The sequence below is a fragment of the Paraburkholderia sp. OAS925 genome (genome assembly GCF_040543975.1).
Lineage (GTDB): Bacteria > Pseudomonadota > Gammaproteobacteria > Burkholderiales > Burkholderiaceae > Paraburkholderia > Paraburkholderia graminis.
The window spans coordinates 1,877,933-1,895,169 of the sequence record NZ_JBEUNO010000001.1; the positions used below are offsets into that span (position 1 = coordinate 1,877,933).

The following is a 17,237-nucleotide window of genomic DNA, read 5'->3' on the forward strand; positions in this document are numbered from 1 at the left end:
GCGCGCTGCTTATCGCGTGTCGACGCGCATCGACTCATCTCGGCCCGCGCTTACGCGCGCGGGCGTCAGACATCTGAATACATCTGCATTCTTCACGGACACCATGCAAGCCATCCATTTCGATACCGATTTCCTGCCCGCCCGCGTCGCGCGGTTTGCCATCGAACGGGCTGACGCCGTTGCGCTTGTCGATAGCGACGGGCCGCTTTCGTGGCACGATTTGTGGGCGTGGTCGGGGCGGCTTGCCGCGGCGCTCGCCGACCAGGGCGTGCGGCCGGGAGACCGCGTGGTGCTCGCGCTACCGCGCTGCTCGGCGCTCGTCGCGGCGATACTGGCTGTGTGGCGATTGCGCGCGTGTTACGTGCCGCTCGATCCGGCGTCGCCGCAAGCGCGGCTGCGCTGGCAGGCTGAGGATTGCGGCGCGCGGGTGGTTGTGATGGGCGGGGCTTTGGACGCAGTGGTTAGCGCAGCGAGCGATGCGGGCTTCGATGATGTGGCCAATGTCACGGTCCATCGCGCAGCGAACGCCGTGGCCGACATTGCATCGAAGACGGCAACGAGCGCCGTGGCCGACATTGCAACGAAGACGGCAGCGAGCGCCGTAGCCGACATTGCAACGAAGCCCGCAGCGAACGCTTCAACGAATCTCTTTACAACTGCCGCCACGAACTCGGACGCTAACGCCACACCAAAGTCAGCCGCGCCCTCATGGCTACCCGACGGCATCGCGACGCTGAACCCACACACGCTACGCGACGCTACTGACAGCGCCGCACTCGCCGCTCATCTCGGCGATGCCGCCGCCTATCCGCAACTCAACGACGGCATCCTCGTCTGGCCCGCCTACGTGATCTACACATCGGGCTCCACTGGCCGCCCGAAGGGCGTCGTGCAAAGCCATGCCGCGCTCGCTGCATATCTGCGCGGCGTCTCCGAGCGGCTGCCCGGGGACATCGCGAGCGCCGCATATCTGTCGACGCCTGCCGCCGATCTCGGCCACACGTCGTTGTTCGGCGCGCTCTGGCACGGCTGGACGCTGCATCTGATCGATGCCGACATCGCCGCCGATCCCGATGCCTTCGCCGTCTACATGCACACGCATTCCGTCGAGCTCCTAAAGATCGTACCGAGCCATCTCGACGCGCTGTTGCAGGCGCAGTTGCCCGAGCGCGTGCTGCCGCGCCGTTGCCTCGTGATGGGCGGCGAGCCCGCGCCGACGCGTCTTGCCGAGCGCATCGCGACGCTGCGTCCCGAATGCCGGTTGATCAATCACTACGGGCCGACAGAGACGGCTGTCGGCGTGCTCACGCGCTGCGGCGCGCAAAGCCGCGCGGCGACGTTGCCGCTTGGGCATCCGCTCGCGCACGTCGACGCACGCATCGTCGATGCTGACGGCAACGCGGTGCCGAAGGGCGCGGCGGGCGAGCTGTGCATCGGCGGCGCGAGTGTCGCGTATGGTTATCTGAACAGGCCGTCGCTGACGGCTGAGCGCTTCGTGCCCGACCCCGACGGTCGGGGCACGCGGCTTTATCGAACGGGCGACCGCAGCCGCCGTCTGCCGGACGGCGAATTCGCGTTTCTTGGCCGTCTCGATGACCAGGTGAAGATCCGCGGCTTTCGTGTCGAGCCCGAAGAGATCGCGGCGCGTCTGCGTGCCGAGGATGGCGTGCGCGACGCGGTCGTGATCGCGCACACGGATAGCGAGGGCGCGGCCAGCAGCGCGCCGCGCCTCGTCGCCTATCTGAGTTCCGCCGAGGCGCTCGACGTTGACGCGATCCGCGCGCGTCTCGCCGCGGAACTGCCCGACTATATGGTGCCGTCGTCGCTGCAAGTGCTCGGCGCGTTGCCGCTCACCGCGAACGGCAAGATCGATCGCGCCGCGTTGCCCGCGCCGCGCGAACACGAGGCCGCGAATGCCGCGCGCGTCGAGCCGCGCAACGACACCGAGCGCACGCTTGCCGGGATCTGGAAACGTGTGCTGAAACGCGAGGACATCGACGTAACGGACAACTACTTCGAGATCGGCGGCGATTCGATTCTCAGCTTGCAGATCATCGCGAAGGCGCGCAGCGCAGGGCTCAAGCTGACGCCGAAGCAGATGTTCGACTATCCGACGATCGAGGCCGCGGCGCGGGTCGCGGTGGCGGTGGTGGGGAATGCGAGTGCGAATGCTGGGGCGGGCATGCAGGCGAGCGGTGGGGGAAGCGTTGGCGCATCGGGCGGTGCGTCTGCGTATGACTTCGTGGGTACTCGCGTCGGCACCAACGCCGGCAACAACGCCAGCAGCGCCACGAACGCAACCAACGCAACCAACGCAACCAACGCAACCAACGCAACCAACGCAACCAACGCAACCAACGCAACCAACGCCACCCCAATCGCGGCAGCGCAAGCCACGAACGCCACCACACATCCATCGCCCACCGCGCAACTCGCGGCCGGCGACGACCTCTTGTTCGCACAAGCCGGCGCCTCCCGCGAGTCAGTAGAGGCCGTCTATCCGGCCACGCCAATGCAGCAGGGTCTGCTATTTCACGGGATGCTCGACGGCGAGCCCGGCATGTACGTATCGCAATTGCGTCTGACGATCGACGCGCTGAACCTCGACACGATGCGCGCGGCGTGGCACGCGGTGATCGCGCGTCATCCGGTTTTGCGCACGCGTTTCGTGTGGCCTGCTGGCGGCGAGCCGTTGCAAGTCGTCGAGCGGCACGTACGTATGCCGTTCGAAGTCCATGCGTGCATCGTTCCTGTTGCGCCTGGTTCGTCGGATACCACGTCGATAAATGCTCAGTACGACGACGCATATGAAACCGCGCGGACGGCGCTCGTCGCGCGTGGTTTCGAGCCGGGCGTCGCGCCGCTGATGCGCGTCGATGTATTCGAGCGTCCCGACGGCGCGCACGATCTGTTGTGGACTCACCATCATGCGCTGACCGACGGCTGGAGCACCGCGCAGGTCGTCACCGAAGTGGCGCGCGCGTACGCCGCGCTCGACGCAGGCCGTGCGGCCGATGCGTCGCCTGGCGCGCCGTATGCGAATTACGTCGACTGGCTGCGCAACCAACCCGACACCGAGGCGTTCTGGCGCGCACGGCTCGCGACGCGCGATGACCCAGCGCGCCTTGTCGACGCGCTCGGCAGTGCGTTGCGGTCATCGTCGTCGAACGGTGTCGACGGTTCGGTGGCGCAAGCACTGATCCGCGAAGTCGACGGCGACTCACACGCGCGCCTGAAGCGCGCCGCGCAGCGTGCACAGGTCACGCTGAACACGCTCGTGCAGGCAGCGTGGGCGCTCGTGCTCGCGCGTTTTTCGGGGCGCACGCAAGTGGCATTCGGCATGACCGTGTCCGGTCGGCCCGTGGATCTGCCGAATGCGCAGTCGATCGTCGGTCTCTTCATCAACAGCTTGCCGCTGTGGGTCGATGTGAAATCCGATGCGCCGTTGCGCTCGTGGCTCACCGCGTTGCAGCGGCATAACGCGGAGTTGCGCGAAGTCGAGCACACGCCGCTCGCGAGCTTGCAGCAGTGGGCGGACTCGACCGTCGATGCGTTGTTCGACAGCCTGATCGTGTTCGAAAACTATCCGCTCGACGACGCGCTCGATGCGATCGGCGGCGTGCCGCGCGTGCGCGCCGTCGACGCGCACAACCGCAGTCATTTTCCGCTGATGCTGGTCGTCGCGCCGCGTCACGTCGGCGGCGGCGATGCACTGAGGCTCGAGTGGCATCGGCATGCGGCGCGTGTGCCGGCGGAAGACGTTGCACGCGTCGCCGAATATTTCGAGCGGATGCTGGATGGGATCGCGAAGGCGCTTGTCGACAGCAATGGCACCGATGTGCGGCTGCGTGATTTGACGAGTGGTCTTGCTGCGGATTCTGTCGCCGTTGCTAAAACGGCGTTTGCCTACGAGCCGGTGACCGCGCGCATTGCTGCGCAGACGCATGCGCGGCCTGACGCTGTTGCACTCGTCGATGGCGATGAAGAGGTGACCTATGCGCAGCTCGATGCGTGGTCGCGCGCGATTGCGCGTGAGCTGATTCGCCTCGGCGCAGGAGCGGAAGTGCGCGTAGGTGTCGCGATGCAGCGCTCGGCGGCGCTGGTTGCATCGCTGCTCGGCGTGTTGCGCGCGGGTGCCGCTTATGTGCCGCTCGATCCGTCGTATCCGGCCGAGCGCCTTGCGCATATCGTCGATGACTCGCAGTTGCGTCTGATCGTCACCGATGCGCCGAGTCTCGCGCAGCATGCGGCGTTGTTCGGCACGCGGCCGACGCTTGATGCTCTAGCGTTGCGCGATGCGTTGCAGAATGATGAGCCGCTCGACGTCGCGATGTATCCGCATTCGCAACAGCTTGCCTACGTGATCTACACCTCGGGCTCAACGGGCACACCAAAAGGCGTAGGCATCACACACGAAAACATCGCACGCCTGTTCGACGCAACACAATCCCGCTTCGCATTCCATGCAGCCGATGTCTGGACCCTGTTCCATTCGTACGCATTCGACTTCTCGGTATGGGAAATCTTCGGCGCGCTCGTGCATGGCGCACGGCTCGTAATCGTGCCGCACTGGAGCGCACGCGAACCCGCGGCCTTTCATACGTTGCTGCGCGAACAGCGCGTGACGGTGCTGAACCAGACGCCCTCGGCGTTCATGCAACTGACGCATGCCGACGATGACAACACGCTCGATTCACTGCGCGTGGTGATCTTCGGCGGCGAGCGTCTCGAGCCTGCGTCATTGGCGCGATGGGCGGACGGCGCGCGTCGCAAGGGTGTGCTGCCGTCGCTCGTGAACATGTACGGCATCACCGAGACAACGGTTCATGTCACGCATCGCACTCTCGATGACGCAGCGCTGCATGATGCCCGCAGCGTGATCGGCGCGCCGCTCGACGATCTCACGCTGCATGTGCTCGATGCCGATATGAACCGCGTGCCGATGGGCGCGGTGGGCGAGTTGTATGTAGGCGGCGCGGGTCTCGCGCGCGGCTATCAGGGCCGCGCCGAGTTGACCGCACAACGCTTCGTGCCCGATCCGTATGGTGCGCCGGGCGCGCGTTTATACCGCTCGGGCGACCTCGCGCGACGGCTGCCCGATGGCGACCTCGAATACCTGGGCCGCAATGACGATCAGGTGAAAATCCGCGGCTTCCGGATCGAGCTCGGAGAGATTCAGTCGGCACTGCTTGCGCATCCGGAAGTGCGCGAGGCTGCGGTGCTCGTGTCGGGCGGCAGTGCGAACGCAAACGCCAGTGACCAGCGCCTCGTCGCCTACATCGTGCCGCGCGAAGAACCGCATACGCGCGACATCGCGCGCTGGCAGACATGGCTTGCCGCGCGCTTGCCGGCGCACATGGTGCCGTCATCGTATGTGGAGATGGAGCGGTTTCCGCTGACGCCCAACGGCAAGCTTGATCGACGCGCGTTGCCCGGACCCGAGGACGTCGCCAACGCAAAGGGCCGTGCATCTTACGTCGCCCCGCGCGACGAAACCGAGGCGCGGCTTGCAGCGATCTGGCAACAGGTGCTCGGGGTTGAGCGTGTCGGCGCACTCGACGATTTCTTCCTGCTCGGCGGGCATTCGCTGCTGGCGGTGCGCGTTGTATCGGCGGTGCGGACGGCCTTCGGCGATGCGCCAGGATTGCGCGCGTTATTCGAGCATCCGCGGCTCGACGACTTTGCGACGCTGCTGCGCGGCGCGCAAATTTTCAGCGGTGATGCGCTGGCGCAGGCGTCGGAAGTAGTCGGCGCTTTTATTGCTACTGTGGACACCAGTTCGTCTGATGCGCGCGCAGTGCCAGCCACCACAGAACAACTATTCACCAACACACCCACTCAATCCACCCTAACCGCACCGATCCCTCTATCGCCATCCCAGCAAAGCCTGTGGTTTTTATGGAAGCTCGACCCGCAAAGCGCGGCATACCACGTGAACGGTGCGCTGCGTTTTGACGGCCGCCTCTATGTCGATGCGTTGCGTGCCGCGTTCCGCGCGCTGACCCAACGACACCCCGCACTGCGAATGCGTTTCGCCGAAGTAGAGGGCGTTCCGTTTCAACATATCGACGCCGCGAGCCACAGCGAGATCCACCTGCTCGAACTGCCGCCGACAGAAGAGAAGTCCGCGTCCGATGACACAGACAACGCCGGCGACAAAGCACTGGCCGATTGTCTCTCAGCGCTCGCCCGCATCCCTTTCGATCTCACCGCTGAGCCGCCCGTCCGCGCAACGCTTGTGCGCATCGACGAAAATCGTCACGCGCTGCATCTGGTGCTGCATCACATCGTTAGCGACGACTGGTCGATCGGCCTGTTGTTCGCCGACTTCTCGCGTCTGTATCGCGAGCATTGCGCGGCAGCGCTCACGGGTTCCGTCGAACCCGCCACTAACGATGCGAACGACGCAGCCGAATCAGCGGCTGCCTATCGCGACATCGTCGCCGCACGCGCCGCGCAACTCACACCCGAGCGCGAGTCCGAACAACTCGCATGGTGGCGCACCACGCTCGCCACCGACGACGATTCCCCCGCGACGCTCGCGCTACCCTACGACCGCGTTTCGCACCGGCACGCGCCGCGCGCCTGGCGCGCGCCATCGCACACGCGTGCCGGCCGCCACCGCGAATGCGCTGCGCGCGCTCGCGAGCACGCATCGCGCGACGCTCTTCATGACGCTTCTCGCTGCGTTCGACGCGTTGCTCTATCGATACTCGGGCCAATCCGACATTCGCATCGGCGTGCCGCTCGCGGGCCGCGATTCGCCGGATACGGCGAACGTCGTGGGCTTTTTCGTCAACACCGTCGTGATTCGCACCGCGCCGCGCGGCGAGATGCGCGCGGCGCAACTCATCGACGATGTGCGCGAGCGGTTCTTCGACGCATATGCCAACCAGGACGTGCCGTTTGCGAGCGTCGTCAAGGCGGTGCAGTCCGAGCGCGATCTCACGCACACGCCGCTTTTTCAGGTGCTCGTGAATCAGCAGCAGCGCCACAATCTGATGGCATCGTTTGGCGATGGGTTGCGCGTGTCGCTGCAGGAAGTCGACAACGGCGAGGCGCAGTTCGATCTGATGCTCAACATCGCTGAGAGTGCCCGCGACGCGATCGACCTGACGTTCACCTACGCGACCGATGTGTTCGACGCGTCGACTATCGAACGGCTCGCGCACAATTTCACGGGATTGCTCGAGCAGTGGAGCGCGGCGCCGCAGGGAAGGCTTGCGTCGTTCGAATTGCGTGAGTTGCGTGACGACGCGGCGCGTTGTATGCCCGCCGCGTTTGCATACGAGCCGGTGACTGCGCGCATTGTTGCGCAGGCACACGCGCGGCCTGACGCTGTTGCACTCGTCGATGGCGATGAAGAGGTGACGTATGCGCAACTCGATGCGTGGTCGGGCGCGATTGCGCAGGAGTTGATTCGTCTCGGCGCGGGAGCGGAAGTGCGCGTAGGTGTCGCGATGCAGCGCTCGACGGCGCTGGTTGCGTCGTTGCTCGGCGTGCTCCGCGCGGGCGCGGCGTATGTGCCGCTCGATCCGTCGTATCCGGCGGAGCGCCTTGCGCATATCGTCGATGACTCGCAGTTGCGTCTGATCGTCACCGATGCGCCGAGTCTCGCGCAGCATGCGGCGTTGTTCGGCACGCGGCCGACGCTTGATGCTCTAGCGTTGCGCGATGCGTTGCAGAATGATGAGCCGCTCGACGTCGCGATGTATCCGCGTCCGCAACAGCTTGCCTACGTGATCTACACCTCGGGCTCGACGGGTGTGCCAAAGGGCGTGGGCATCACACACGAAAACATCGCACGCCTCTTCGACGCAACGCAATCGAGCTTCGCATTCGATTCATCCGACGTCTGGACACTGTTCCATTCGTACGCATTCGACTTCTCAGTATGGGAAATCTTCGGCGCACTCGTGCATGGCGCACGGCTCGTAATCGTGCCGCACTGGAGCGCACGCGAACCCGCGGCGTTTCATGCGCTGCTGCGCAAAGAGCGCGTGACGGTGCTGAACCAGACGCCCTCGGCATTCACGCAACTGACGCATGCCGACGATGACAACACGCTCGATTCACTGCGCGTGGTGATCTTCGGCGGCGAGCGTCTCGAGCCTGCGTCATTGGCGCGATGGGCGGACGGCGCGCGTCGCAAGGGTGTGCTGCCGTCGCTCGTGAACATGTACGGCATCACCGAGACAACGGTTCATGTCACGCATCGCACTCTCGATGACGCAGCGCTGCATGATGCCCGCAGCGTGATCGGCGCGCCGCTCGACGATCTCACGCTGCATGTGCTCGATGCCGATATGAACCGCGTGCCGATGGGCGCGGTGGGCGAGTTGTATGTAGGCGGCGCGGGTCTCGCGCGCGGCTATCAGGGCCGCGCCGAGTTGACCGCACAACGCTTCGTGCCCGATCCGTATGGTGCGCCGGGCGCGCGTTTATACCGCTCGGGCGACCTCGCGCGACGGCTGCCCGATGGCGACCTCGAATACCTGGGCCGCAATGACGATCAGGTGAAAATCCGCGGCTTCCGGATCGAGCTCGGAGAGATTCAGTCGGCACTGCTTGCGCATCCGGAAGTGCGCGAGGCTGCGGTGCTCGTGTCGGGCGGCAGTGCGAACGCAAACGCCAGTGACCAGCGCCTCGTCGCTTACATCGTGCCGCGCGAAGAACCGCATACGCGCGACATCGCGCGCTGGCAGACATGGCTTGCCGCGCGCTTGCCGGCGCACATGGTGCCGTCATCGTATGTGGAGATGGAGCGCTTTCCGCTGACGCCCAACGGCAAGCTCGACCGACGCGCGTTGCCTGCGCCCGAGGACGTCGCCAACGCCGCGCAAGCCGTCGCCGCATCGACGCCTGCCGAGGCTGCTTTGCTGACCGTCTGGCGCGCGGTGCTGAGGCGCGACGACATTGGCGTGACCGACAATTTCTTCGTGATCGGCGGCGATTCGATTCTGAGTCTGCAGATCGTCTCGAAGGCACGCGATGCCGGTTTTCTGGTCACGCCGCGCATGGTGTTCGAAGCGCCGACCGTGCAGCAGCTCGCGCGCGCGGCGCGACCGTTGGCCGCTGAGTCGGGGTCGACATCGACGTCCACGTTCACGTCCACCACGGCTGCGGACGCCGTGCCTGGCGCGAACGGTTCGTCATCGTCCGATTTGTGGCGCGCGCTCGGCCTCACGCCCGAGCATATCGAGGACGTGTATCCGGCGACGCCGCTGCAAGCCGGCTTGCTCTATCACACGCTCGCCGACGCGGGGCAGGGCGCGTATCTGAATCAGATGCGCGCGACGCTGTCCGGCGCGCTCGACGTCGCCGCGATGCAGGCCGCGTGGCAGGCCGCGCTTGAACGTCACGCGATTTTGCGCACGGCTTTCGCGTGGCAGCACGGCGGTGCGGTGATGCAGATCGTCCATCGCAAGATCGCACTGCCGTTCGAGACGCACGACTGGTCAGCCGCCGCGGACTACGACGCGCGTCTCGCCGAGTGGCGCGCGCGCGACCTCGCCGATGGCATTGCGCCCGACGCCGCGCCGCTGATGCGCATCGCGCTCTTCGTTCGCGACGCGCACACCGCCGACGTCGTGTGGACGCACCATCATCTGTTGCTCGACGGCTGGAGCGTGTCGCTGCTGTTCGCCGAAGTTCTGCGCGATTATCGGATGCGCGCGAGCGGTGCTGCTGCGGCATTCGAAACGGCGCCGCCATATCGTCAGTACGTCGAATGGATTCGCGAGGCCGCCGACGATCCCGCGACCGAGACATGGTGGCGCGCGTGGGCCGCGCGCGCCGACGATCCCGCGACGCTCACCGCGAGTCTCGGCGAACCGCGCGCGGCCGAGCCCGGCGCGCATGCGCGGCGCCGCGCGCTCGACGAAACGCTCGTCGCGCGCTTGCAGGCGACGGCGCGTCGTCACGAGATCACGCTCAATACGCTGATGCAGGGCGCGTGGGCGGTGCTGCTCGCGCGCTATGGACATCGGCGCGGCGTCGCTTACGGCACGACGTTCGCGGGACGGCCGGCGCATCTGCCGGGCGTCGAACGGATGCTCGGCGCTGTTCATCAATACGTTGCCGGTGTGCGTCGATGTGGACGCGAGCGCTGAACTCGGCGCATGGTTGCGCAAACTGCAAGGCGAACTGACCGAGCTGCGCCAGCACGAACACACGCCGCTCGCGCGCGTGCAGCAGTGGAGCGGGCGCAGCGGCGATGCGCTGTTCGATAGCATCGTCGTGTTCGAAAACTATCCCGTCGATGCCGCTCGAAACGGCGATGCGGGCCTGAAGGTCGCGTCCGTCGATTCAATTGACCCGACGCATTACCCGCTCGCGCTCGCGATCATTCCGCGCGGGCAGGCGCTTTCGCTCGAATGGGCGTGGGACGGCGAGCGCATCGACCGCGAGACCGTGGAGCGGATCGAAGCGCAGTACGAAGCGGTGATTGTGCAGATGGTCGATGATGTGGAGCGACGGGTTGGGTCGTTGACGTTGCCTTTGCAGCGTGAAGCGAAGCCGCTGACGTCTTATGCGTTCGAGTCGCTTGGGATGGCGCTTGCGGCGCAGGCAAAGCGTACGCCGCAGGCGATTGCGCTGCGCTGTGAAGATGAGTCGCTCACGTATGCGGAGCTCGATGCGTGGTCGGCGGCAATTGCTTCGCGGCTCATCGCGCGAGGTGTCGGTGCTGAGCGGCGCGTGGGATTGTGTGTCGCGCGAGGGCCGGCGCTGATCGCGGCGTTGCTTGGGATTATTCGCTCCGGTGGTGCGTTCGTGCCGCTCGACCCGGATTACCCGGCCGCGCGCCTCGCGCAGATGATCGGCGATGCCGGGATCGTGCAGGTGGTGGCGGATGCGGCGAGCGCGGCGCGGGTGGCGGAGGTGCTTGCTGAATGTGAAGTACTGGACGTGGGTTCGCAGTCACTGATGGAGCCGGAGTCAGCGAACCACACCGACATCGCGCTGCACCCCGACCAGCTCGCCTACGTGCTGTACACCTCGGGCTCGACCGGCAGACCGAAGGGTGTGGGCGTGAGCCACGGCGCGTTATGGACCCACCTGCGGGACTTCCTCACAACCTACGGAATCAGCGACGACGATACAGTGCTCCACTCATCGACGATCAATTTCGACGTCGCGTTGCACGAAACGCTGCCCGCGCTGTTGCGCGGCGCGACGGTGGAAATGCGCGGGATGCAGCCGTGGGATCTGCAAAGCCTGAGCGAACGGCTGGTGAAACGGCAAGTGACATTCGCGCGGATTCCGACGGCGCTGTGGCAGCAGTGGCATCGCCATGCGCCGCCGCGCGCGCAGCTTGCGCTGCGCCAGGTGACGGTCGGCGGCGAGGCGCTGCCTGGCGACGCGCTCGCGCGCTGGCGCGACGGACCGCTCGCGGACATCCGGCTCGATAACCTGTACGGACCGACGGAGACGACAGTCGCCGCGTTGTATCGCCACACTGTGGCCGACGATGTTCACGACGTGACGGTGCCGATTGGCCATCCGTATCCGGGCCGCACGGCGCGCGTGCTCGACGCATTCGGTGATGAAGCGCCGGTCGGCGGGCTCGGAGAACTGTGCATCGGCGGACCGACAGTGGCGCGCGGTTATCTGGGCCGCGCGGGTCTCACCGCCGAGCGCTTTGTGCCCGACCCGCACGGCGCGCCGGGCGCACGCATGTATCGCAGCGGCGACCTGTGCCGCATGCGCGCGGACGGTACTGTCGAGTTTCTCGGACGGCTCGATCAGCAGGTGAAGCTGCGCGGGCAGCGCATCGAACCGGGCGAGATCGAGGCGGTGCTGCGTCAGTGCGAGGGCGTGCGCGAGGCGGCGGTGATTGTCGTCGGCGAAGGGCAGACGCAGCGGTTGGCGGCGTATGTGGCGGGAGATGGTGGCGCGGTAGAGGCTGACGTGGCGACGACGGATGCAGCAAGTACCGCTGCAAAGACAGGCGCAGCAACGACTACCACGACGACATCACCCACCTTGGACACCGCACGCCTTCTCCGCGAACTCGAGCACAAGCTCCCGAGCTACATGGTCCCTTCATCGGTGACGATACTCGCGCGGCTGCCGTGGATGCCGAACGGCAAGCTCGACCGCGCCGCACTGCCCACACCGCAGACGGAAGCGCGCGAGTGCGTGGCGCCATCGAACGAGATCGAATCGGTGCTGCTGTCGATCTGGAGCGCCGTGCTCGGACGCGACGATCTGGGCGTCACCGACAACTTCTTCGAAGCTGGCGGCGACTCGATCCAGAGCCTGCAGATCATCGCACGGGCGCGCGAGGCGGGATGGCGGCTGACACCGCGGCAGATCTTCGAGCATCCGACGGTGAGCGGTCTCGCGCAGCGTGCGCAACGGCTCGACTCGCACGTCGCGCTTGAAGCCGACGACGGCGCGCCGCTCGCACTGACGCCGATCCAGCGGCTGTTCTTCGAGCGCTATCCGCAAGGGGAATCGCACTGGAACCAGGCGGTGCTGCTGAAGGTGAAGGGGCGGCTCGTGCCTGAGGCGCTCGAGCGCGCGGTCGCGGCCCTGGAGGCGCGCCATGACGCGCTGCGTCTGCGCTTCGTAAAAGACGCCGGGGAGTGGAAGCAGACCGTGGTAACGGAAGCGGCGAAGGATTCGCAAACCGCCATCGTCCGCCACGAAAAGCTCCCCTCGCTCGCCGACCTCGCAACGGCCTGCAACAACATCCAGTCGAGCCTCGACATCGAGCGCGGCCCGCTTTGGCGCATCGGTCACTTCGAGACTCCAAACGAAACCCGTCTGCTGATCGCGATCCATCACCTGTCAGTGGACGGCGTCTCGTGGCGCGTGCTTCTCGAAGAACTGCAAACCGCCTACGAACAAGCAGAACGCAACGAACCCATCCACCTGCCGGCCCCGTCGATGCCCTGGCGCGCATGGGTCCGTGAACTTCATCAGTATGCCGAATCAAACAACGTCCAGTCCGAAGCAAACTGGTGGCGCGAAGCGCTAAGCGTCGTCGACGCTGCTCCCGATCTTCCACTTCGCGCACCCGCAGGCACGCGCGTCGCTGAAAGCGAAACGATCGACTGGACACTCGATGCACGCCGCACACGCGAATTGCTGCACAACGCATCGCGCGCGTATCGGACGCGGGTCGACGAACTGCTGCTCGCCGCGCTTGCGCAGGCGCTCGGCGCATGGAGCGGCGCGGCCGAGATCGCCGTCGAACTGGAAGGCCACGGCCGCGAAGACGTGATCGACGGCGCGGACCTGAGCCGCACCGTCGGCTGGTTCACGACGCGTTTCCCGGTCGCGCTGCCCGCGTCGCCCGCTGCGCCGGGGGACGCGCTCATCGCCGTCAAGGAACGTGTGCGCGCGGTGCCGAACAAGGGCTTGCATTGGGGATTGCTCGACGCGAGCCGCACGCGGCCGCGCCCCGCGATCAGCTTCAACTATCTCGGGCGCTTCGATCAGTCGTTCGATCCGGCGTCGCGTTTCGCCTTTAGTTCCGAGGATGCCGGCAGCAGCCACGGCGCCGGCGCACGCCTCGATTACGCGCTCGACCTGAACGGCATCGTCACCGGCGACACGCTGTTGCTGCGTTGGCGTTTCGACCCGGCGCGGATCGATCGCGAGAGCGTCGAGCGCATCGTCGATACTTTCGGTCAGCATGTCGACGCGATGATCGCGCATTGCGTCGCCGCGCCCCAAGGCGCGACGGCATCGGACTTCCCTCTGTCGGGCCTCGATCAGACGCAGCTACGCGCGCTGAACCTGGCGCTTGGCGGCATCGCCGACATCTATCCCGCGACGCCCTTGCAGCAGGGTCTGCTTTATCACAGCGAGTTGCAGCGTGGCGAAGGCGTCTACGTGAATCAGTTGCAATTGACGCTCGACGGCCGCCTCGACGCCACCGCGCTGCGCGCGGCCTGGCAGGCCGCTATCGCGCGGCACGACATGTTGCGCACGCGCTTCGAGTGGCGGCATGGTGAAGCCGCATTGCAGATCGTGCAGCGCGAAGCCGTGCTGCCGTTCGGAGTGCACGACTGGCGCGATGTGCAGGACTACGATGCGCGTCTTGCCGAGTGGCGCTCGGCCGACGTCGCCGCGGGCATCGACCCGTCGCGTGCGCCGCTGATGCGCGTCAATGTGTTCCGCCGTCCCGATGGCCGCTTCGATCTCGTGCGCACGCATCATCATGTGCTGACGGATGGCTGGAGCGGTGCACGGCTTCTCGCCGAAGTCTTCGACGACTACGAGCGCGCGTTGGGCGTCACGCACGCCGCTGCGCACGCCCCCGCGCATACACCGCCGTCGTATCGTCGTTACGTCGAATGGCTCGCGGCGCAGCCCGATCCCCGCGACTGGTGGAGCGAGCGCCTGAAAGCCGCCGACGATGCCGGTACGTTGACCTCGAGCCTCGCCGCGCCGCTCGACACGGCTCCGAGCGAACCCGCGAGCGCGGCGCGCAAGATCGCGCTGAAACTCGACGCGCCGCTCGATGCGCGCGTGCGCCGCGCCGCACAGCGGCATCGCGTGACACTCAATACGCTGATGCAGGGAGCGTGGGCCGTGCTGCTCGCGCGGGCTGAGCGGCAAGCAGTCGGTCGCGTTCGGCGTGACGGTGGCGGGGCGCCCCGCATCGTTGCCTCACGCCGAGGATATGTTCGGACTCTTTATCAATAGCCTGCCGGTGTTTTCGACGGTGCGCGGCGACGTCACGATAGCCGCGTGGCTCGACGCGTTGCAGTCGTACAACCTGCAAATGCGCGAGGTCGAGCATACGCCGCTCGCGTCGTTGCAGCAGTGGGCCGGGCGCAGCGGCGATGCGCTATTCGATAGTCTGATCGTGTTCGAGAACTATCCGGTTGCGACGCGCGCGGCGTCGGCGCAAGCGGGCGCGCTGCGCGTCGACTCCGTCGATTCATTCGAGCGCACGCACTATCCGCTGACGCTGACGATCCTCCCGGCCACGCGCATCGAACTGCAATGGCAGTGGGACAGCCGGCGCGTTGCGCGCACGCAGGTCGAGCAGTTGCAGCGGCAATACCTCGCGCTCATCGACCAACTCGCCGATGAAGGAGAGCGCGCGCCGCGCTTCGTCGGCGAACTCGCGGCGCGGCGCGGTGCGCCGGAGGCCGAGCCGTTGCCGTTGCCGCCGCCCGCGCTGCGCGCCTGCCACGAGCGCTTTGCGGTCGAAGCCGCGCGCGTGCCGCAGCGCGTCGCGGTGCGCCAGAACGGCGAGGCCTTCGACTACGCGACGCTCGCCCGCTGGTCCGTCGCAATCGATGCACGCTTGCGCGTGAGCGGCGTCGCGCGAGAGGAGCGCGTGGCCGTCTGCATGCGCCGCTCGCCCGCGCTGATCGCGAGCATGCTCGGCGTGTGGCGAAGCGGCGCGGCTTATGTGCCGCTCGATCCGTCGTTCCCGGCCGAACGCCTCGCGGGCATGCTGGAAGATGCGGGCGTTGTGCGCGTCATCGCGGATGACGAGGGCCGGGCGCGACTCGGTGGCGCGCTCGATAACCGCATTGTGCTCGACGCGGGAAGCGGTGAACATGCCTTGGTCCACGACGCAGCAAGCGCACTGCCGCCCATATCGCCGTGCACCGATTCACAGCTCGCCTACGTGATTTATACGTCGGGCTCGACGGGCCGGCCGAAAGGCGTTGCGGTTTCGCACGGCGCGCTGGCACGGCTGCTTGCAAGCGTCGGCATCGCGCCGGGACTTCATCAGGATGACGTACTATTGTCGGTCACGACGCCGTCGTTCGATATTTCGCTGCTCGAATTCTGCTTGCCGTTGACGCGAGGCGCGTGTGCCGAAATGGCCGACGCGCAAACGGTGGCAGACGGCGCGGCGCTCGCGCGGCTTATCGACGAAAGCGGCGCGACGTTCATGCAGGCGACGCCGAGCGGCTGGCGTCTGCTGATCGAATCGGGTTGGCATGGGGCGTCGCGCGGGCGGCTTACCGGCATCGCGGGCGGCGAGCCGTTGCCCGCCGATCTCGCGGTGCAGCTTGTGCAACGCGGTGTCGAGTTGTGGAACCTGTATGGTCCCACGGAGACGACGATCTGGTCGAGTTGCGCTCGCGTGTCTGGGAGTGGACCTATCACGATCGGTCGCGCGTTGCATGCGAACGCGCTGCGCATCGTCGACGCGAGCGGGCAGTTGACGCCGCAAGGCGGCGTCGGCGAGCTGTGCATCGGCGGCGAAAATCTTGCGCGCGGTTATCTGGGCCGCGCGGGTCTCACCGCCGAGCGCTTCGTGCCCGATCCCTACGGCGCGCCGGGCGCGCGCATGTACCGCACTGGCGACCTGTGCCGCGAGCGGACCGACGGCGAATTTGAAACTCTCGGCCGGATCGATCAGCAGGTGAAGCTGCGCGGCTATCGGATCGAACTCGGCGAGATCGAGGCGGCGCTGCGCGAGTGCGACGGCGTGCTCGACGCGGCCGTCGCGCTCGTGCCGGGTGCGGGCGATGCCGAGGCGCGGCTCGTCGCGTATGTCGTCGGTGCAGTTGTTAATGAGCCTGATCGTGAAGCGCGCGCGGTGCCGGCCGGCTGGCGGCAGATGCTTGCCGCGCGGCTGCCCGGCTACATGATTCCGGCGGCGCTCTATGCGATCGACGCGTTGCCGCGCACTGCGAACGGCAAGCTGGATCGCAACGCGCTCGCGCGCTTCGAGACGACGCCTGCAACCGAGTCGTCGTGGGTCGAGCCGTCGGGCGAAATGGAAATGCTTATCGCGCGGCTTTTTGGCGACGTGCTCGGGCTCGAGCGGATCGGCGCGGACGATGATTTCTTCGCGCTTGGTGGACACTCGCTCGCGGCTGTGCGCGTCGTTGCGCGGTTGTCGGAGCAGCTTGGTCGCAAGGTTGCGCTGGCCGCGCTGTTTGAGCAGCCGACGCCGGCGCTCTTGGCCACGCTGCTTGACGATCGCGTCGAGGGGGAGGCTTCTGGCAGGGCTTCGTCGAACGATGAACTGCAGGCGCTCGATGGGTTGTTCGATGGACTCGATTGAAATCCGCGAGGGAATGGCGGTTGCGCAATGGCGCTGTTCGCCAGGTCGGCGCGCGCACGGTTGCATGGTCCGCGTCGAATGTATCGCTTGTTCAGCGTTCGACGCGAATCGCGCGTGGGCGAAGCCGTGCCGTCGATATATCGGCGTCACGTCATCAGCTCGCGCAAGCAAGCGCATGCACGACGAGACTGCGCTGCTCGAACTCAACGACTCAAGCCGCTCATTGCTCAAAGACAAACAT

General features: G+C 66.4%; 1 pseudogene. It reads left to right on the forward strand.

Going from position 1 to position 17,237, the window contains the following annotated elements:
* The first annotated feature begins 103 nt into the window (after positions 1 to 103).
* A pseudogene (locus ABIE53_RS31980) lies at positions 104 to 16,996 on the forward strand (amino acid adenylation domain-containing protein).
* Positions 16,997 to 17,237 lie beyond the last annotated feature (241 nt).